The organism is Bradyrhizobium genosp. P, from assembly GCF_049949265.1.
In the GTDB taxonomy this organism is placed as follows: Bacteria; Pseudomonadota; Alphaproteobacteria; order Rhizobiales; family Xanthobacteraceae; genus Bradyrhizobium.
The window spans coordinates 3,199,323-3,217,389 of sequence record NZ_CP188195.1 but is presented as its reverse complement, the minus strand read 5'-3'; the positions used below and the strand labels follow the sequence as shown (position 1 = coordinate 3,217,389).

Sequence of the window (18,067 nt, the reverse complement as noted above, 5' to 3'; positions counted from 1 at the left end):
TCACACGAGATCAAGCGCATCATGGGTGGGCGCGAAACACAACACGTGCTCCGGTCCGTAGGCGAAGGTAGTCTTGGTCGAGTTTGCCGAGCACAACGCCATCCGGGCCGAGAAGCCTGGCAGCCTTCACCTCCTCTTGGCTGGCCCAGCGCGCAGAGCCATAGGTCTCGACGTTCTTCGCCTCACGCGCTCGCCAGACCGACATGCCGATCGCCGCCGCAATCGAAACGAAGGTCCCCGACGCCGCGATGAAGGCTCCCTCGACAAAGACCTGAGGCGCATAGGCGTCGTAGACGAACCACCACCAGAAGAAGACCGGCGGGTAATAGATCTTCAAGCCCGACAGCTCGAACCAGGGCGGACCAAGCTCCGGTTGGTAGGCAAGCCGCCACGCCGTCCATTCGGTTGCTCCCCAGATCGCCAGCAGAACGATCAAGCCGACAACGATCACCTGGCCCCAGAGGATTTTGGTTCCGGACATCCCGAACGCCCTTCCGCTACTACATTGGTGAGATGGTTAGAGGCCCAGGTCGCGCTTGCGACCAAAGCCCCATTCGATGCCGCCGCTGTCTTTCACAACGCCGGCGACGTGTTGGCCGAGCCTCCTTTCGAGCTCGCGCGACCAAGGCACGAGCTGGAAGCCAAGACCGTCGTCGATCATGGCGAAACGCCCCGAGGCGAGCGTCAGACGCTGGCGATAGGTGCCCGCCACTTGCTCCGCGGAGGCGGCGTTCACGTGAGGCAAGCCGGTGTCGGCCGAGACTTTTGCCCCTACCTCGTCCAGCTCGCGTCGGCGGAGCGTGTTCAGGAGGTCTCGCTGAATGATGATGCGCTGTCCCTGCCGCCGCGCCAGACCTTCGGAAACCAGACGGTCGGCACGGGCTTCCATGGCGTAGCGCGTCTCGCGGCCGAACCCGCCCATGGCGAGTGGGATCGGATCGCGGTCGACCAGCCGGTGGTCGAGCCAAGTGGCGCCTTTCGCGTTGACCTGATCGGCAAGATCGAGATCGGAACGGATCGCGACCACCAAGGTGGGGCGTGGATCGCCGGGTTGACCGAAGCGACGGACCTCGACGATGCCCCCGACCGGCGGAGCTTGTTCGAAGGCCTCGACTCCTCGGAAGCGCACGTGATGCGCACGTCCGTCTGTTCCATCGATCAGGGCATAGGCCTCACCCGTCAATTCGTCATGCAATCCACGATCGACCAGTCGCCCGATGATCTGAGACGTCGGCTGCCCGCTCTCGATGACATAGTCGGAAACGCCGCGCGCCTCCCCACGCTCGGTAAAGGCGCGGTGCATGGTCTTGATGATGTCGCCGCGCATGCCGAGGTCGCGCAAGCTACGCTCGGCCTCGAGCCCCACCATCCATTCCCCCGGTGCGCCTGACATCGCGAGGTCCATCTTCTCCAGATGCTGAAGGCGGCCAACCATCAGGCGCCGGATCTCGGAGTCAGAGCTGCCGGGACTTTCTGGGCGAAGATCGATATAGCCGGTTTCGTCGGCGGCTTGCCGGATCTCCCGGTCGAGCCGCGTCCATCGCTCCGCCGTGACTTCCCTTTCCAGCGAATTGCGGATTTCATGCTCCGGTTTCGGACCCAGTTCGATAGCTACCAGTTCCTCGGCGCGTGAGCGCAGGCCTCGACTGATGTAGTCGCGGGAGATTACGAGATCGGCCCCTTCCTCATCGACTCCTCTAACGAGGAGATGGACGTGAGGGTTGTCCGTGTTCCAGTGATCGACAGCCACCCATTCGAGCCGCGTGCCGAGATCGATCTCCATCTGCTTGGCCAAGTCGCGGGTGAAGGCCCGAAGGTCGGTCATGTCGCCGGCCTCCTCGGGTGAGATGATGAACCGAAAATGATGGCGGTCGTCCTTGCAGCGTTCCGCGAAAGCCGCGCCGTCAGCACCATCGCTGCCGGCGTCGAACATCTCGGCCCTCTCGCCGCTTCGGGTCACCCCATCGCGCTTTAGGTATGAAAGATGAGCGGTCAGCGGCGCCGAGCGGAACGAACGTCCCTTGTGACGCACGACGCGCGCCTTCACGACAACGCGGCGTGTCGGGCTGAACAACCGGGCGCGGCCAAAGGCCAGCCGGCCGCGGCCAAAGGTCGAGCGCCCATAGGCCGCAGAACGCCTGCCGGCGGCGGTCTGACCCGAGGTGTGTCCGGCCTTCTTCGCTGCGCGTAGCACCTGGTTGATGAAGCTCTTCGGCTTCCGCGCGCGGGTGCTGCGAATGCGCCCGGGCCGAATACGCAGATCGCTGTCGCCGACGGTCATGGCCGGGCCTCGAAGAGCGTCAAAGCACATGGAGTGCCGAAAATGTCGTTGATTGCATTGTTCAAAATGTAGGGCGCGGCACGCGCCCCGACCGACCGGCCCGCCAGAACCCAAGCCATGCCAATGGCTTGCGGTTCGACCGGCGAGCCCCTTTTATCTCGCCGTCTTAATCGGTCGTGTCGTCTCTCTGTTCTCAGCCATTCTCGCTTCCTTTCCTTCCTGCGACAAGTCTCTCTGATCCACGCCATGACACGATGCGCCGCGATAGCTGCGAGTCCTGATGCGCCGTGCAGTCTTCCGCGCTCATCGACGGCACAAGATCGCTGCAGCGAGGCAGCGTGGACGCCGTCGCGGCGCATCTTTCCATCGGGATGACGGAGCCACATCACAGGCAATCCGGCGCGATCGGCAATCCGAAGATGCACCGTCGCAGGCAAGATAACGTGCGTTCCGTCGTCGTTGTGCTGCACCAGTCCTCATCCGCTCGCGCGGAGCTCCGTGTTCAATGCGTGGCGATCATCGTGCCGCCGACGTGCAAATCCCTTGCCCTGGTCATGCGTAGGCTCCCAGCAGCCGGTGGTCCTTGGCCGCGGCCCGCGCGCTGACGTCGGCCGCCGCGACGTCCGGATCGCCGCAGTAGAACGTGCCGCTGGTCCACATCGCGTGCATGATCACGGCGAGCTTGCGCGCCACCGCGACCGTCGCCTTGCGGTGCGAGGAGCGCCTGGCCAGCGCCAGCCCCCACGTCTTGACCTTGTCTTTTTTCTTGTAGCGGGTCAGCAGCGCGCTCGCCGCTTCATACAGCGCCCGCCGCACGTCGCCGTCGCCCGCCTTGCTGATCCGCCCCTTGATGTCGACCGAGGATCCGGACTGCCAGCGCCGCGAGGTCAGGCCAAAATACGCCGCCACGTCGCGCGAACGCTTGAAGCGCGAGGGATCGTCGACCGCGGTCATGAAGCTCAAGGCCGCGATCGGACCGACGCCTGGAATCTGCATGAAGCGCCGGCACAGCTCGTGCCCGGCAACCAGGCGCACCACCAGATCGTGCAGCCGGCAATACTCCTTCCACAGCGCCCCGCGAGCGTTGAGCATGGCGTCGATCAGCTCACTGACCAGCGCATCGTGTGCCACCGCTTCGCGCACGGCCTGCGCAAAACCGCCGCGCCCGACCCGGTTCAGGCGGATGCCAAACACCTTCAGCGAGTGCCGGATCGCGTTCTCCAGATCCAGGAACTTGCGCTTCAGATTGCGCCGGTGCGTCAATAGCAGCCGCAGCCGGTAACACGCCGCGCTCTTGATATGCGCCCTTCTGAACCAGCCGGTGCGCATGATGTGGGCGATGCCGAGCGCGTCTGCCTTGTCGGTCTTGTTGCGCTGCGCCTTCAGCGCGGCACGCACATGCAGCGTTTCCAGGCACACCGCCGGCAGGCCGAGTTTCAACAGTTCCGGGTGCAGCCAGGGCGACAGCGAGCCCGCCTCGTGGCCGAGCCGCCGCAAGCGGCCAAGATACGGCACAAGCGCCGCCTTGATCGCGTCGGGATCGGTCACCACCGCCGTCTCCAGCATCACCTTGCCCTTGTCGTCCACCACGCAGATCGCCGTCTCGTCCATGCCGACATCCAGGCCACAGAAGAATTCCATCACACGCCTCCCGCGTTGCTGAGGCGGCGCACTGTGCCCGTCCTTCATCGCGCAGGCTACTTGGTCACCCGCCGCACATCCCGCTGCAGGCCGATTACGGGCGGCCGTCGTTCTGTCGTGCCTTCCCACCGCCCCCGCCATTCCGCCCATTCTTCGCCAGGGCACACTTTTGCATGCGAGCTCGCGCATTCGCTCATTGGCGACCTCCCGCATCGGATCTCGCCACAAATAGCCCGTCAGCTTGCGGCACAATGGCTGAAACGTCGTGAGCAGAGACGACGATCAGAGCGCGATTTGGCACGCGGCCATCTGCGCCGAGTTAGAGGTTTTTGAACTGGCGGACAGCAAAACAAAGAGAGTCGCCGCTGATGGCCGGAGGTTGGCAACTGCTCCGGAAACGGCAATGTCGCTGCCGATCGCTGACACAAGCTTCGCCAAATAGGCCTGGGTTTCGGCTGGCAATGGTCGACCAGCGAGATGTTCTTCGTAGCGAGCAGGTCCCGCATTGTGGGCAGCCAGGAAACCCGGCGAACCGTATCGATCATGCAGTTCACGCAGATAGGCCGCACCACCAAGGATGTTGTCGTGGGGATCATAGGGATCGTTGCCAAGATCATACCGCAATCGGAGCTCGGCCCACGTCTCCGGCATGACCTGCATCGGTCCCATGGCGCCTTTCGGGGACGTCGCGCGCACATCTCCTGCGCTCTCGACATCCAAGACTGCGCGTATCCAGTGCGCCGGTACCTCAAAGCGATGTGAGGCCTCGTCAATTAACTGCGCAAACCGATCGTTGATCCGAGAACTCTCTGTGTGTTCTGCGGATCGTGTCTCGGCGACAGCCGCAGCACCACTCATCGTCAGCGCAAGGAACAACAGCACGACAGCGCGAACGCTCGTCCGGACTGAACGCAAGCATGCCGCCGTGCTCGTGCCCGTCCAGGGTAAAGCCGCTTCGCGCCGGCCTCTCGGCCGCCCTGGACCGGCCCTGCGCGCGACGGCTGCGCAGTTGTTGGTCGGGACGGAGGAATGGTGCAGCACTCGGCCGAACAGAGGAATGGCAGATTGGACTCCGGTCACGCGCACAATCAGTCCTCCCAGGTCCACACAGGGAGCGCACGTCCAATGACGGCGGATGCCGGCAAGAACCCGAAATATCGTCCGTCCAGCGAGTCGGCGGACTGCCAGTTCATGACAAAAAGTTCGCCCTCGCCGACGACGCGGCAGCCCCGCCATTTCGGGAGCGGCCGGCCGCGTCCATCGCGATCTCGGGCCTCGCCCATTTCGATCGTGTCGACAGAGACAGTGAGCCCGCTTCGGCAGACGGTCTGCCCGGGAAGTGCCAGAACGCGTTTGAGCATCGGCACCCCGGCCGGCAGATATCCGTTCAGGTCGAGGAAGGTCGCAAGCGGTTCTGGCGGCTGTACGGCGAGGAGTTCCGTGACGAATAGTTTGTCAGCGGAGCGCAAACGATAGAGGCCGATCGGCACGCTATCAGATGCGTTCCAGATGTAGGCCGGAGTGATCTCGATAACCGTTGGTGCGAGCAAGGCCGCAGCGCTGGCGAGCATCGCGGTCAACGTCTTCCAGTGTCTGGTCATCGCGTGACCCTCTGCCGATGAAGCCACGCCTGGTGCCGCCCTTTTGTGTAAGGGCGTGGGCTTTCGTTGACCGACATGCGGTTATGAACATGATGCCAATAGTCGGGGGCGGCGTCCGCTGGATCGATGCCGAAGCTTCGACGGCTTCGATCAATTGAAGCACCCGTTCGACCTTGGGCCAGCCCGACAGACGCAGGAGAATCTCTCCGCCGGGCTTCACATAAGGTACGGTCAAGCACCGTTGTCCGGGCGCAACCGCTCGCAGAATGTCTATCCGTGAGATCGCCGTTCCAAAGTCGTTCGACGTCCAGCGAACGAACGCAAAGATGCTGCCCGGCGTAAACGACAGCAGACGCCGGCGGCGATCGAGGATCTTCTCCTCGACGGAACGTCCGAAACAAATGCGGTTCTCGATGCGCTTCTCGAGCCAAAGGAGCTCGACTTCGGTAAGATCGCTCATGAGACGTTCCGATTTTGAGAGACGGTCCGATCGCCTCGCTGGAACACGATCGCGACAGCGCATCGACGTCGCCGTTGACAGCGAGGCGAGGCTGAACAGGCGAATGGTTGTTGGTGGTTGTCCGCAGCTGCGCGAGCGATGCAGTCCGTTAGAAGAAATCCGAAGGATTTCTGGTTAGCCGGGGTACTGACCGGTGCCCCCTCGCCGGCCGCATTGCGGCGATGATGCCTCGCAGCGATTCGCGAACGGAACGCGCGGTGCGTTCCGGCGGTCGACGGTGGAGGCGAACGATGGACTTCTATGCAGGGCTCGACGTGTCGCTCGAGGCGACGAACGTTTGCGTGGTGGATGGCGACGGCAAGGTCATCCGGGAGGCGAAACTCGACACCGATCCGGACGCGATCGAGCTGTTTCTGGCGGAATGGGGCATTCACCTCAAGCGCGTCGGGCTGGAAGCGTTCTCGTACAGCGCCTGGCTGTTCACGGCGCTCGCCGAAAAGGGCCTCCCCGTGACGTGCATCGAGACCCGGCATGCCAAGGCGGCGCTGAACGCGATGCTGAACAAGACCGATCGCAACGACGCCAAGGGCATCGCCCAGATGATGCGAACCGGCTGGTTCCGTGCGGTCCATGTCAAATCGGAGGGCGCGCAAACGCTGCGGGCGCTGCTGGTCGGACGCAAGGCGCTGCTCGGCAAGGTGCTCGACATGGAGAACATGATCCGCGGCCTGTTGCGCCCGTTTGGCCTGAAGGTCGGCGACATCTCGGTCGGCCGCTTTGACGCGCGGGTGCGCGAGATCGTGGCCGGGAAGAAGGAATTGGAGGCCATCGTCACGCCGTTGCTGGACGCCCGCGGCGCAATGCGGCTGCAGCTGGCAAAACTGCAGCGCCTGGCGCTGGCGGCGGCGCGGAGCGACGACGCCGTGCGGCGGATGATGACCGTTCCCGGTGTCGGCGCGCTCGTGGCGCTGACATTCCGCGCCACTGTCGACGACCCGGCGCGATTCAGGAAGTCGACCAATGTCGGCGCCCATTTTGGCCTGACGCCGCGGCGCTACCAATCCGGACAGACCGACCGCACGGGCAGCATCTCCAAATGCGGCGACGAGTTGACGCGGGCGATGCTGTACGAGGCGGCGATCGCGATCCTGACGCGCATTCCGAAGAACTTTAAGCTGCGGCTGTGGGGCCTGCGGCTCGCCAGGAAGAAGGGTTTGAAGCGCGCGGCGACCGCAGTGGCGCGCGCGCTCGCCGTGCTGCTGCACAAGATCTGGACCAGTGGCACCACGTTCCGGTTTGGCGCCGGCGGCAAGCGCGGCCGGGTCGCTGCGGCGAAGTAAGGGCCTCCGCGACCCGGCCGCTTCCACGCGCGCCTTCTCCTTCCGCCACGGCGGAGCGGCGTCTCCCGAGGAGACGGGGATTTGGGTGAGATCGCAACTTTTCTTGCCGGCGGCTTCATGCAGACCATTGAAGCCATCAAGCACGGCGCTGGTTAGCCTGACCGCCCATTCTCCAGATTCCGGCTTGTGGTGGCCATCGTGCCAACCACGGATGTTAGCGAGTTCTCCTCGACGAGCGAGTGGCCGCAAAGGGAAGCAACGATCGTGATGCGGTGACGCTGAGTTTGACGATCGCGCAGTGTTGCGCGTGATCGCGCACGCGCGCGCAGATTGGAGAAAAGATTCGCGTTGCAGGACAATGTTGCGCGTGAGAGAGTGGATGTTGCGCGTGAGAGAGTGGATGCATGCGGCATCCTCGTTGCACGCGCGGCCGACTTGTTCACAACGTACTGATTCACAACAAGAAGTTAGTGTCAGTATGTTAGAAGAGTTAGGGCGGCTGGAAGGCGTTTGGCGATAAGGACTTAATTCCGATTCCGGTCCCCGATAGCACGAGGATCCGGTCCCTGATGGCACGAGGGTTGTGGTCCCCGATAGCACGAGCTGATTCACAGGCTGCCTCCCGACTGCGGACTGAGATCGCGCCTGCGAAGCCTCTCGGTGAATGGATCGGCGACGGCTGGCGCGAAGTTCAATCGCTCGGCGCCATTAGGATCGCGCGTGAGCACGAGTTGGTAGCCGGGCAATGTCTGCCGCTGGACGATCTGGCGCACGTCGTATGCAAAATGCTTGAGCGGCGACAGGCCGCCGGACTTGGCATGGAGATGCACAAGATCGAAACTCCAGCCGCCCTCCTGCCGGCCGCCGTGCTTGCGCACAAGACGGTAAAGCCAACGCTCAAGCCCGCCCGTCAGGTCGAAGTACGCGCGATCAATCGTGAGCACGAGCGCATCGTCGATCACGCCGGCATAGAACCAATCCGGCAGGATCAGCTCGAGCCCGAAGGGACGACCATTTGCATCAGACGTCTCCTTCCATTCGTTGATCCAGGAGAAGCGATGCCGCCGTCGTTCTGTTGGCTGGCGGATCGACGTCAGCACAGTCGTTGACTGCAACCTGTCGAGACCCGCCTTCAGCCGATCATAGTCACGTGCGCTGGTGCCGCGGCCGACGAACGTCAGAATCTCGTAGGGGGTTGCAGCCGTCAGACGCGAGGTCTTCAGGCCTGAGTCACGGGCCTCGACGATCTGCGACGCAGCCCAGATCAGGACATCTGCATCCCAGATGGTTGCCATGCCGTGTTCCGGCACGGCTTCGACCCGAATGGCGATCGCGCCGGCACGGAAATCGATCGGCACAATGCGTTTGGCCTTTGCGAGCGAAAAGAACGGATAAGCCATCAGATCCTGCGCATCGCGCGGCGCGAGATCACCGGGCAGCGCACGAAACAGCTCCAGTTGATCGCGTTCGGATAGGTGTTTGCGCCGCATCACCAGTGCTCTTTCCTGACGATCAGCGGCGTTCCTGGCCCGCATACGGGCGCAGGGTCGGATGCTTCTTGGCAGGCAGTACGGTCCCCTTGCCAGGATCGGACGTCGACGTTTTGGCGCCGAGATCGGCCCAGGCCTTCAGGTCATCGAGCGCGTAGACAACGCGACCGCCGATCTTCCGGTAAGTCGGCCCTGTGCCGTAGGTGCGGTGCTTTTCCAGCGTTCGGCCGGAAAGGCCGAGAAATCGCGCGGCTTCGGGCGTGCGCAAGTATCGCGGCGGCAAGCCGGCGTTCGGATCGGCATTTGAGAAGCTCCGGGAGCATCTGGAGCGCCGATGCGAACAGCGGCGCGTCGACGGTCACAATCGCGGAGAAGGCCCGCGAAGGAGGATGCCGATGATTGTGGGGTATGATTTCGATACCCCGACTGGAAGCGCTATTTGTCCTTGCGCTTGGGACGCAGCAATTCGCGATAGCCGCCTCGCATCAATGCGAGGCCGCCTTGCACGAGACGGATTGTACGATTGCGGAGATCGTGCGTTTTCCACGCACGTTCGGGGATGCGCTTTTTGCCGAACAGCGCTTCGGCGATCGCACGGTAAGTACTGCCGGCCGCGCGCGCGTCGAGCGCGTGTATGGCGGTGCTTAACCGCTCGCGTCTCTGTTTGGACAACTCGTGAAAAGCTGGTCCCGGCCTGCGCCCATGCATCGTGCGCCACAGCCGTCGGGCTGCATAGGCGCGTGCATCGAAATCGCCATCTAATGGCAACTCCGCCACATAGTTGGCGCCGATCGCAGGCGGCTCTTTTAGCCAGACGCGGTGTTCCACTGTGCCGGCACGAAGGATGGCGTGCCATCCATCCGAGGCGCGCCGCACCTGGCCGGCTGCGAGATCTAGCAGTCGCTGAGGCGTGTCACCGTCAAACGGCGTCGTGGTCGGTACAACAGGCACGACAGTCGGCAAAACCTCGGGCGCCCAAAAGATGGCCTGCTCGCCAAAAGACCCCCGCGGGTCATGCGCGAAAGCAGATGCCCCACTTCCTCCTGAATTCCGGCGTCACTTCAGCATCGCTACCGTTTGCGATCATCGCCTGGTAGTCGCGTTGGTAGTCGAGATTGCGGCGCAGGCATTCCCAGGCGATGTCGGTGATGTCAGCTTCTTGTAGGCTCTTGTAAGTCTCCGGCGACCGCCAGTCGAATTCAGGCATTGCTTCCGCCCCATTTCACTTAGCTAACGAGGATTGCGGAGCAATAATTCTGATCGATTTGGTTGTAGGAAGTCCCTAATTTGGCACCACGTGGTGCTCCGGGATGACCACCGATCAGTCGAAGAAGATTGTGTCCTCGACGGGAAGAGCGTCGATGAATTTCTTCTATTTCGAGCCAGTACCGCGCAAGAGACGTCCCTGTTCTGTAGCCCATTTGGCGCGCTTGAGATGAGTCAGGTATGCATTGCGCGCGCGATCGGGTTCGTGCTCCGGATCGATGTGCAATACTATTCGTGCGACCTCCCGCCAGTCGGCCCCCTCGCTTTCGGCCTGCAAAAGGCGCGTGTACGTCACGACGTGTTGCTCGTCATAGACCGTCAGCGCCGAATCGGTTGGCGCGACATCCGCGACGTCAGGGTCTAGCTCCGGCTTCTTCATGAGTGTCCCAGCAAACGGCGAATGATTCTAATCTATCGAGGGCCGAGTACGATCCCGCAGGTCTCACTTTGGCCTCATTCCAGCTCCTGCGGCCAGCGAACGAGCCCCAATACATATTATAGGAGATAAACCTCATAGTATGTAAAGCCGCAAGTTGCGCGTATGGACATGCGCAAGTTGGTCGGGCGGAATTTCGCAAGACTGCGGAAGCAGAAGCGCTTCACGCAGGAGAAATTCGCCGAAGTGTCTGGCTTCACGCAGCAATATATCAGTGACCTGGAGCGCGGCCGCCGTAATCCAACTGTCGTAACCTTGTTTGAACTCGCCAGCACATTGGGCGTCAGCCACGTCGATCTCGTCCTGCCTGACGAAGAGGCGCGCGCCGAACGAACAAAGTCTTCCAAACGGAAGTAATTGGATCTGAGCAGCCCATCTCGATAGTCGTAGATGCTTGCTTTCGCGAGCCGAGCAGAAGGCTCTGCGAGCGCCGGACACGGCACGCGTCATCGCCGCCGGGCCGGCTTGCCAACCGGCGGCGACGGATAGACTAGAGGAAGTAGACGCGCGGGCAGACCGAACAGCCGATAAGGGGCCGAGCGGCTCGATCTGCCGGAGTCTTCACTGCGAGATGCGTGCCTGAGATTGAGAAGCCCCGCCCGGCGGACCGGACGGGGCTTTTTGCAGAACCTCAGTCGCCGGTCTTGCGCGGCCGCGACCAAATGAGGGTGTAGCCCTCGCCTTCCTCGTCGTCGAACAGGTTCGCGTAGATCGGTGCGTTGAACGAGGGGTCGTCGAGCTTGAGCGAGAGGTAGTCGCGGCCTTCCTCGGAGCGCTTCGACCAGGCGGCCCCGATCTCGGCCTTATGCGGTGCACCGCATAACACCGATTATGCGTAGCGCGGGATTATGCGGAGTCGTTGGCTGGCAGCCCCGGTTTCCCGGGATTTTGCCGCTGTGTCGCTCCGCATAATAACGGAGCGCTGTCCGCGGCGCCTCGCGCTGTTGCGAGACGCCGCGGTGTGGGTCAGCGCGACCAGATCAGCGCAAACTCGCCATTGTCGGCTTCGAAGAGGTTGGCGTAGATGGGCGCGGTGAAGGACGGATCGTCGAGCTTGACCGAGTGGTAGGTGCGGTCGTCCTTCGAGGTCCGGCGCCAGGCGGCACCGATCTCGACGCCTGAGACGATCACGCGCAGGTCTGGCGCCTTCTCGCTGGTGGAGGCGGGATCGCTGGGGACGAGGCGCGCCTTGGCATCGATCGCGAGCGTCTTGATGGTGCCGGTATAGGTGCCATCGTTGCTGCGGGTGAACGAACCGATCTGGGACATGGTGGATCTCCTGTGCTGTGTTCAAGCCCGCGACCATCGCGGCCTTGTGGCGATCGAAAGCCCCGGGACGGCCGACCCGCACCGTCAGGCCGCAGCGCATGCGGAGGACGGCGTGCGGCGATCTTGTTGCTGCGCGAGGAGCGGCGCAGCCGCGGGGAAGAAGATCGCCGGCACGCTGTTGCGGGGAACAGGCCGGGTCGCAGACCGCATCTCGGGGCAGATCCGCCCAGCAAGGCCCGTCGGTCGCAGGGCATCACGGCACAGGAGAACCATCCGGCTCCAGTCGGGTAGCGCTGCTATAATGGCCCCCCGGTCCGCTCACGGTCACGTCGGCACGGTGCGCACATCGGTCATCAGCGACGCGATCAATGCGTCGGGTGCCTTGAACCGACCGCGTCGAAGCGCCGGCGGCAGCACTGCTTCGACGGCTTCAAGTTTTTCGGACGGATCCATCCGCAGGTACACCTCGGTAGTGCGGATATCGGCGTGGCCAAGCCAGAGTGCGACCTTGCGGATGTCGCGTGTGGCCTGCAGCATCAGGACTGCACAACTGTGCCGCAGAAGATGTGGCGACACCGTGCGGCCGCTCAGGGTCTGGCATCGAGCCGCGGCGGCTTTTGCGTGCTTTTCGAGGATGTACTCGAAGCCGGCGCGGGTCATCGCCATCCCTTGTGCGTTGACGAACAGCTCTGTGGCCGGCGGCTTTCCTCGCACTGCTAGCCAGGCGCGCAAGTCGCGCGCGGTTTCCTTCCAGAGTGGAAGGCTGCGTTCGCGTCGGCCCTTGCCGACCACCAGGATGCTTGGCCTCGGTTGCAGCGTGACGTTCTCCAGGGTGAGGCCGATCAACTCGGAGACGCGCAGGCTGTGGCATGTGCTCGCGCATGAAGCTGGTGATGAGCGGGGCGATCGGCGTCATGCGACCTCCCCGGCGACCAGCGCCTCGGCAGCACCAGCAATGTCGGCCATTAGATCCGGCGTGGCTTCCAGATACCAGTAGGTATGCCGGATGTTCGTGTGGCCTAGATAAGTGGAGAGCGCGACGAAGTCGCGCGCAACATCATCACGATGCATCGCGCATTGCTCCAGAACGCGCGTTGCGAAGGTGTGACGCAGATCATGGATACGTGGGCGACGCGACCGGGCTTGGCCGACGCCAGCCTTGCGCAGGATCACGTCGAAGTTGCTCAGGACAGTTCCATGCCCCATCTGCTTGGCATCCACTGACAGGAACACATGATCATCCATCCCGGCGAACCGCCGCCGGATCTCAAGATAGGCCCGCAGCGCCTCGACCACGCTGGGGTGCATCGGCACGAGCCGGCTCTTGTTGAACTTGGTCTGGCGGATGTGCAGCACGCCGTCGGGCAGCAGATCGTCCAATCTCAGGTTCAGGGCTTCGGAGATCCGCAGACCCGTCGACGCGAGCAGCCCGATCAGCATCACATAGATGTGGCGCCTGAGCGGGCTTGGCTTCTGGCGCCGCAGATTGCCTGCGGCATCGAGCATGCGCGCCAGTTCCTCCCGCGTGTAGATATAGGGTGCCGGACGTGTCGCAGGACTGCGCTTGAGATGCTGCTGCGGGAGCTCATGCGCGCGATCCTCCGCATGCAGGAAGCGTGCGAAGAGCGCGATCTCCTGAAGCCGCCGCTGGTGACTGCGCGGGGTCGACGAGACGGCCGCCGCCCAGGCGATCGCGGTCTCGCGGCGAACATGGGTATCACCCCGGTCGACCGCATAACGCGCGAACGCGGTGAGGTGTCGGGCCGTCTTTGCGAGCTTGAAGCCGAGCGAGCGGCGCAGCTCAATGTAGCGATCAACATCATCGATCAGCATGGTGACCTCCCGGGCCAGGGCCGCGCGATGGCCGACAGCAGCGCGATATCGACCTTGGCGTAATGCGCCGTCATGGCCTGCGATCTGGAGGCGGTCCCGGAACTGCTCGATCTGGCGATGGCCCGCGCCACCGCGAGCGGCGGGGAGACGGCACAATGAACGCTATCACCTTGCCTGCGCTGATCCAGCGCTTCTTCACCGACCGGCTTTGCACGCAACTGGAGGCGAGCCGACATACGGTCGCCGGCTATCGCGATACGTTCCGGCTGCTGCTCAGATATGCGAGCGCTCGCCGCAAAAAGCCGCCGGTCAACCTGACGGTCGAAGACATCGACGCCGATCTGGTCGCGGACTTCCTCGCCCACACCGAGGCCGCGCGGGGTAATAGCGCTCGCAGCCGTAATACCCGGCTCGCCGCGATCCGATCGTTCTTCCGCTTCGTCGCGATGACCGATCCGACCCGGCTGCTGCACTGCCAGCGCATCCTCGCCATGCCCAATAAGCGCTATGTGAAGCGTGCGGTCACGTTCCTCGATGCTGAGGAAATGGCGGCGCTGTTGGCGGCTCCAGATCGTACAACATGGGCGGGGCGGCGCGATCATGCTCTGCTGCTGCTTGCGGTCCAGACAGGCCTGCGGGCTTCCGAACTGGTTGGCCTCACGCGGGGCGATGTCGTGCTGGGGACCGGCGCGCACATCCGTTGCACGGGCAAGGGCCGGAAGGAGCGCGCCACCCCGCTTCGCCGCGAGACAGCCAAGCTGCTGGCGACGTGGATCGGCACCGACAAGGATGAAGGCAAGCCGCTGTTCCCGTCGATCCGGGGCGAACGGCTGAGCCGTGACGCTCTTGAGCATCTGGTCCGCAAGCACTGCCTCACGGCGTCGCGCGTGTGCCCGAGCATCGGCACCAAGCGGGTCACGCCACATACGCTGCGCCACAGCACGGCGATGGACCTGCTCCACCACGGCGTCGATCAAGCGGTGATCGCGCTCTGGCTTGGTCACGAGAACGTCGAGACCACCCAGATCTACATCCATGCCGACATGCGGATGAAGGAAAAGGCGCTCGCGCGCGTCGCCGCCCCAGCCACGCCGCCGGGCCGGTTCCGGCCTGACGATCAACTCCTCGCGTTCCTGGAAGGGCTCTGATTATGCCGAACAGCCGCATGGCCAATGCCGGGCTATCCGGCCTCCAGCGCAGGCCATGCGGCATAATCTGGATCGCGGCATTATGGCCAAGTTCGTGGAGCGCGGTCCGGTGCCAATTGATCGGCTCAAAGTAGGCCGCCGGAGGCGGTACCTGGACATAGTCCTCCGCGGGTGCATAGAAGGCGCGGCTGCCGCCGATCCGAAAATCAATGCCAGTTGCCTTGATCAGGGCCTCGACCGTCGGTTCAATTATGCCGGGCCGCAGCGGTGGTGCAGCAGTCGCTATTTCCGTAGGAAGTGCATCACACTGATCAGTATTGAAGATCGTGAAACGCTTCAAAAATGGAACAGCCTGGGCCTCCTCGCCGGTCTCGTACGCCCGACGCTTTTCTTCGAGTGGTACGAAGCGATCAGCATAGACGACCGTCGTGCCGCATTCGCCCTTGCGGACATAACCACCGAGTGCGAGCGCCTGACGGTATGTGAGCCAGCTCTGGCCTGAGAAGCCGCGCTTGCGGGCCGTGATCCAGAGTATCAGTACGTTGACGCCGCTGTACTGACGATTGGTCGCGGCGTTTCTCGGCATGGCCAACGATACGCCCGCTGCCGCAGTCTCCCATGGCAGGACCCAGGGCACATAGCCTGCCTCCAGCTCGGCAATAATCTCGCTGGTAATTTCGTCATAGAGGCTCGACCGGTCCTGACCGGTGCGCGCCCGAGGATGATGTTTGGACATCGCAGATCTCCGCGACGGACGCCGCAACTCTCTCGCAGCTCCAACCCGTCACGGCTTCCCGCGGCCGCCCTCCTACTCTCCATGTCTGCTGCTGCTTCCACTTGCGCAGCGCGGATGGGGATATCCGACTGCACAGCACGCACCGCGTCAGGGATGGAAGCCCGAAGGGTGAAAATCCGGCGGAGCCTGAGTTTCAGCGCAGCCGACAGCCCGGCCTGCTAGGGCGACGTCCCCCTGGGGCGATACAACTATTTTACGGGGATTGCTTCCGTTAGTTATCGGCGCGATTGAGGCGCAATCGTTCTCCGCCTTCACCGCATCACCGGCCCGAGGTTGCCCAAGGCCTGCTTGTCTCCTGATCTAATCGGTCACCTCGGGAGGGATCCATCGACGGGAGCAGCTATGGCTGGGTGGCGCTTGCCATTCCGACACCCGCAAGGACCTATTGTGGTCTCAACGTCAGTTGAGCGGCAGACCTGTCGGAATGAGAACTGATCACTCGCAAGAATCATATGACTCTCGACGAGCGGACGAACATCGGCTGTGCCAACAATATGCTCGTTGGGCGGCCCAATTGCGTGACAGTCTATATCTGACGCCTGTAAGCAGCTGGAGATAGCGCAACCTAAGTGTCGACCAGTGCCGTTCCGGTTCCAGGCAGCCGCGCCGAACGACCCCTTCAATCGGCGCTCACCACTCATTTGTACCCTGGCGCTGCCGATTCCCGCATCAGCTATTGGCGGCTCTTTTCTTGCTGCCTTCGTAGGTTCCAATTCGGATGTACGCTTGACTGGAAGGTTCGGAAGCATGCTGATAAAGGGCACAAAGAACGTCGAGCTCGACTTGGTGAATCTGGATTTCTGCTTTCCGACGCACGGCGCGAGGGAGGATTCTCTCGAACGATGGCGTCATTCCGCTAGGTTAACGGCGTAGACCGATTGACGCGCGAGCTTGCGTTCATGGCATCCCGCTCCGCCCTCCCCGCCCGTTATCCGCCCTTCGGAACATGGCCTGCACTCATGCGAGCTGACATGGCTGCAGCCTATCTGGATTGCCACGACACAGGCGAACTCTCACGCGCCGTCGCCCGCGGGCAGGCTCCACCGCCGACCGGCTATCACGGAGTAGGGCGCGCTCGACAGCCAGTCTGGTCTAAGGCGGTCATCGACTACTTCACGGCGCCAGCCAGAGCCAGAAGTCCAGGTAGATCGGAAGGCGAGGATTTGGCCTCTCTCGTATGAAAACACCGGATCCTGCATTGAAGCTACCCCGCTACTGTAGGTCAAAGCCGTTGAAGTGTGGTCGATTGGCGTACTTTTTTGAATCCCCGACTTGGGCCCGCAAACAGGGCTGCCATGTCGAGGCTGAGGCGTTAGGGGAAGACTTGGCGGCCGCAGTAGACCGAGCCGAGAGTGTTCTATTGCCCGCCTTCGACAGCTGGCGTTCCGGAGGATTAACCGACATGGTTCCAGTTACGCCCGCGCCCGGCACGTTCGATTGGCTCGTCGGTATTTTCAAAGCGCACCAGAAGTGGAATGAGATCGATAGAAAAACGCAGCGTCTCTATGAGCAAGGTCTAGCGCTGTTCGCCAACCACACGCTGAGAGATGGCAGCCGAGCTGGCTCAAAGCAGATATCTGACTTTACCAAAGCATTTGTCGATGCGGTTTATGCAAAGTTGCTGGTCGTAGACGACAAAGATGCAGCTGGCAATATCATCAGACGAGAGCGCCGCCGCTTCGCAAATGCAGCCATGACCGCTTGCAGGCGTGCCTGGTTCGTCGGCCAGCGCGCCCAAGAAAAGAAAGTACCGGAAGTAAATCCGTTCTCGCGGATGGGCTTAAAATCCCGCTCGCCCGGCCAGTTAGTGCGTGAGACACCCACGGCGACGTGGGAAGAGCTCGTCGCATTTAGACAGTGTGCCACGACACTGGGGTATCACTCGATTGGTACAGCCGCGCTTCTAAGTTGGGAATGGCTACAGCGCGAAGAACACGTGTTCGGCGTGTTCGAAGTCGCTCATTATCGGCCCAAACAGCGACCAGATAGCGTCAGGATATTGCACCCGAAGAACAACGAGGAGGCCTGGTGGCCCCTCTTCGACGAATTCGACGAGCCGCTCTTCCCTGAGTTGATGGCAGAGCTGGACGCCATCAAAGCGTCCGTCGCCTCGGGACTGGCGTTTCGGCGTGACCATCCACATCGCAGGTCGAGGGTTCCGCTACCATGGATCACAGAGCGCAAGGATCTGCGGTATCTCCGAAGCGTAGTCAAAAAGATAATTGTCACGGCCGGGCTTCGACACGAGCTCTCCTTTACTTCGTTTCGTCACGGTGGCTTCACCGAAGGAGCCGACAGCGATCTCACGGATGCGGAGTTACGAGCTGCGGGCCGCCATCGTTCGAAATATCAGTTACCGACATATGCCAAGCGCACCTCCAGGCAGCTAATCGCGGCCACCAAGAAGCGCCGTGGAGAGCGAACCAGAACGGCGTTCCTTTCCATGGGTCAGCTCACTCCTCGGCGCTCGACCACATAGGGTCGACCTGCTGTCTGGCTCCGCAAG

General features: G+C 62.6%; 15 protein-coding genes and 5 pseudogenes. 4 read left to right on the top strand and 16 right to left on the bottom strand.

Features of this window, described 5'->3' with window-relative positions:
• Nucleotides 1-24 precede the first annotated feature (24 nt).
• The 6 genes and pseudogenes from ACP2YO_RS15530 to ACP2YO_RS15505 form a co-directional block, all read right to left on the bottom strand.
• Nucleotides 25-481, bottom strand: a pseudogene (locus tag ACP2YO_RS15530) (conjugal transfer protein TraG); the annotation flags it as partial.
• A 36-nt stretch (nt 482-517) separates the two neighbouring features.
• Nucleotides 518-2,281 (bottom strand): relaxase/mobilization nuclease domain-containing protein, encoded by a 1,764-nt coding sequence (locus ACP2YO_RS15525; RefSeq protein ID WP_426441612.1) that lies wholly within the window; start codon nt 2,279-2,281, stop codon nt 518-520.
• Between the two features lie 552 nt (nt 2,282-2,833).
• A complete protein-coding gene (locus ACP2YO_RS15520; RefSeq protein ID WP_426443203.1) occupies nt 2,834-3,922 on the bottom strand; it encodes an IS110 family transposase in 1,089 nt (362 codons plus the stop codon).
• Between the two features lie 193 nt (nt 3,923-4,115).
• A pseudogene (locus tag ACP2YO_RS15515) lies at nt 4,116-4,780 on the bottom strand (lytic transglycosylase domain-containing protein).
• A gap of 230 nt (nt 4,781-5,010) precedes the next feature.
• Nucleotides 5,011-5,523: a S26 family signal peptidase gene (locus ACP2YO_RS15510; RefSeq protein WP_426441611.1), complete on the bottom strand. Its 513-nt coding sequence runs from the start codon at nt 5,521-5,523 to the stop codon at nt 5,011-5,013.
• Nucleotides 5,520-5,983: pseudogene (locus tag ACP2YO_RS15505) on the bottom strand (DUF2840 domain-containing protein). Before ACP2YO_RS15505 ends, ACP2YO_RS15510 begins: the two are co-directional and overlap by 4 nt.
• Nucleotides 5,984-6,273: 290 nt before the next feature.
• Here ACP2YO_RS15505 and ACP2YO_RS15500 point away from each other — a divergent pair.
• Nucleotides 6,274-7,323: an IS110 family transposase gene (locus ACP2YO_RS15500; RefSeq protein WP_426441610.1), complete on the top strand. Its 1,050-nt coding sequence runs from the start codon at nt 6,274-6,276 to the stop codon at nt 7,321-7,323.
• A gap of 608 nt (nt 7,324-7,931) precedes the next feature.
• Here the strand turns inward: ACP2YO_RS15500 and ACP2YO_RS15495 are convergent.
• The 5 genes from ACP2YO_RS15495 to ACP2YO_RS15475 all read right to left on the bottom strand — a co-directional run bounded on the left by ACP2YO_RS15495 (nt 7,932) and on the right by ACP2YO_RS15475 (nt 10,458).
• Nucleotides 7,932-8,813 (bottom strand): replication initiator protein A, encoded by an 882-nt coding sequence (locus ACP2YO_RS15495; protein ID WP_426441609.1) that lies wholly within the window; start codon nt 8,811-8,813, stop codon nt 7,932-7,934.
• Nucleotides 8,814-8,835: 22 nt separating this feature from the next.
• On the bottom strand, nt 8,836-9,096 hold the full coding sequence (locus ACP2YO_RS15490; RefSeq protein ID WP_426441608.1) for a helix-turn-helix transcriptional regulator: 261 nt from the start codon (nt 9,094-9,096) through the stop codon (nt 8,836-8,838).
• A gap of 152 nt (nt 9,097-9,248) precedes the next feature.
• Complete coding sequence (locus ACP2YO_RS15485) at nt 9,249-9,776, bottom strand: DUF2285 domain-containing protein (protein ID WP_426441607.1); 528 nt, start codon at nt 9,774-9,776, stop codon at nt 9,249-9,251.
• Between the two features lie 49 nt (nt 9,777-9,825).
• On the bottom strand, nt 9,826-10,020 hold the full coding sequence (locus ACP2YO_RS15480) for a transcriptional regulator domain-containing protein (RefSeq protein ID WP_426441606.1): 195 nt from the start codon (nt 10,018-10,020) through the stop codon (nt 9,826-9,828).
• Nucleotides 10,021-10,185: 165 nt separating this feature from the next.
• Nucleotides 10,186-10,458, bottom strand: coding sequence for a DUF2285 domain-containing protein (locus ACP2YO_RS15475; RefSeq protein ID WP_426441605.1), 273 nt, complete (start codon nt 10,456-10,458; stop codon nt 10,186-10,188).
• 162 nt (nt 10,459-10,620) lie between these two features.
• Here ACP2YO_RS15475 and ACP2YO_RS15470 point away from each other — a divergent pair, with 162 nt between their 5' ends.
• Entirely contained in the window at nt 10,621-10,872 is a 252-nt protein-coding gene (locus ACP2YO_RS15470; RefSeq protein WP_200517657.1) for a helix-turn-helix domain-containing protein, read from the top strand.
• 274 nt (nt 10,873-11,146) lie between these two features.
• On the opposite strand, the pseudogene ACP2YO_RS15465 reads toward ACP2YO_RS15470, so the two are convergent.
• The 4 genes and pseudogenes from ACP2YO_RS15465 to ACP2YO_RS15450 form a co-directional block, all read right to left on the bottom strand.
• Nucleotides 11,147-11,320, bottom strand: a pseudogene (locus ACP2YO_RS15465) (DUF736 domain-containing protein); the annotation flags it as partial.
• 161 nt (nt 11,321-11,481) lie between these two features.
• Nucleotides 11,482-11,784, bottom strand: a complete 303-nt coding sequence (locus ACP2YO_RS15460; protein ID WP_426441604.1) for a DUF736 domain-containing protein — start codon at nt 11,782-11,784, stop codon at nt 11,482-11,484.
• 324 nt (nt 11,785-12,108) lie between these two features.
• The gene (locus ACP2YO_RS15455; protein ID WP_426441603.1) at nt 12,109-12,630 is read right to left on the bottom strand and encodes a tyrosine-type recombinase/integrase; all 522 of its coding nucleotides are present in this window, start codon (nt 12,628-12,630) and stop codon (nt 12,109-12,111) included.
• Nucleotides 12,631-12,696: 66 nt separating this feature from the next.
• A complete protein-coding gene (locus ACP2YO_RS15450) occupies nt 12,697-13,617 on the bottom strand; it encodes a tyrosine-type recombinase/integrase (RefSeq protein ID WP_426441602.1) in 921 nt (306 codons plus the stop codon).
• 62 nt (nt 13,618-13,679) lie between these two features.
• On the opposite strand from ACP2YO_RS15450, the pseudogene ACP2YO_RS15445 reads away from it, so the two are divergent.
• A pseudogene (locus ACP2YO_RS15445) lies at nt 13,680-14,603 on the top strand (tyrosine-type recombinase/integrase); the annotation flags it as partial.
• On the opposite strand, the gene ACP2YO_RS15440 reads toward ACP2YO_RS15445, so the two are convergent.
• Nucleotides 14,533-15,501, bottom strand: coding sequence for an ArdC family protein (locus tag ACP2YO_RS15440; protein ID WP_426441601.1), 969 nt, complete (start codon nt 15,499-15,501; stop codon nt 14,533-14,535). The pseudogene ACP2YO_RS15445 and the gene ACP2YO_RS15440 overlap by 71 nt on opposite strands.
• Nucleotides 15,502-16,921: 1,420 nt before the next feature.
• Between ACP2YO_RS15440 and ACP2YO_RS15435 the strand changes: the two genes are divergently transcribed.
• Nucleotides 16,922-18,040: a hypothetical protein gene (locus ACP2YO_RS15435; protein WP_426441600.1), complete on the top strand. Its 1,119-nt coding sequence runs from the start codon at nt 16,922-16,924 to the stop codon at nt 18,038-18,040.
• Nucleotides 18,041-18,067 lie beyond the last annotated feature (27 nt).

What these genes read in the sequence shown, in the direction of transcription:
- ACP2YO_RS15525 (WP_426441612.1), bottom strand. Translation starts at nt 2,281, where the DNA reads ATGACCGTCGGCGACAGCGATCTGCGTATTCGGCCCGGGCGCATTCGC.
- ACP2YO_RS15520 (WP_426443203.1), bottom strand. Translation starts at nt 3,922, where the DNA reads ATGGAATTCTTCTGTGGCCTGGATGTCGGCATGGACGAGACGGCGATC.
- ACP2YO_RS15510 (WP_426441611.1), bottom strand. Translation starts at nt 5,523, where the DNA reads ATGACCAGACACTGGAAGACGTTGACCGCGATGCTCGCCAGCGCTGCG.
- ACP2YO_RS15500 (WP_426441610.1), top strand. Translation starts at nt 6,274, where the DNA reads ATGGACTTCTATGCAGGGCTCGACGTGTCGCTCGAGGCGACGAACGTT.
- ACP2YO_RS15495 (WP_426441609.1), bottom strand. Translation starts at nt 8,813, where the DNA reads ATGCGGCGCAAACACCTATCCGAACGCGATCAACTGGAGCTGTTTCGT.
- ACP2YO_RS15480 (WP_426441606.1), bottom strand. Translation starts at nt 10,020, where the DNA reads ATGCCTGAATTCGACTGGCGGTCGCCGGAGACTTACAAGAGCCTACAA.
- ACP2YO_RS15475 (WP_426441605.1), bottom strand. Translation starts at nt 10,458, where the DNA reads ATGAAGAAGCCGGAGCTAGACCCTGACGTCGCGGATGTCGCGCCAACC.
- ACP2YO_RS15470 (WP_200517657.1), top strand. Translation starts at nt 10,621, where the DNA reads ATGGACATGCGCAAGTTGGTCGGGCGGAATTTCGCAAGACTGCGGAAG.
- ACP2YO_RS15460 (WP_426441604.1), bottom strand. Translation starts at nt 11,784, where the DNA reads ATGTCCCAGATCGGTTCGTTCACCCGCAGCAACGATGGCACCTATACC.
- ACP2YO_RS15450 (WP_426441602.1), bottom strand. Translation starts at nt 13,617, where the DNA reads ATGCTGATCGATGATGTTGATCGCTACATTGAGCTGCGCCGCTCGCTC.
- ACP2YO_RS15440 (WP_426441601.1), bottom strand. Translation starts at nt 15,501, where the DNA reads ATGTCCAAACATCATCCTCGGGCGCGCACCGGTCAGGACCGGTCGAGC.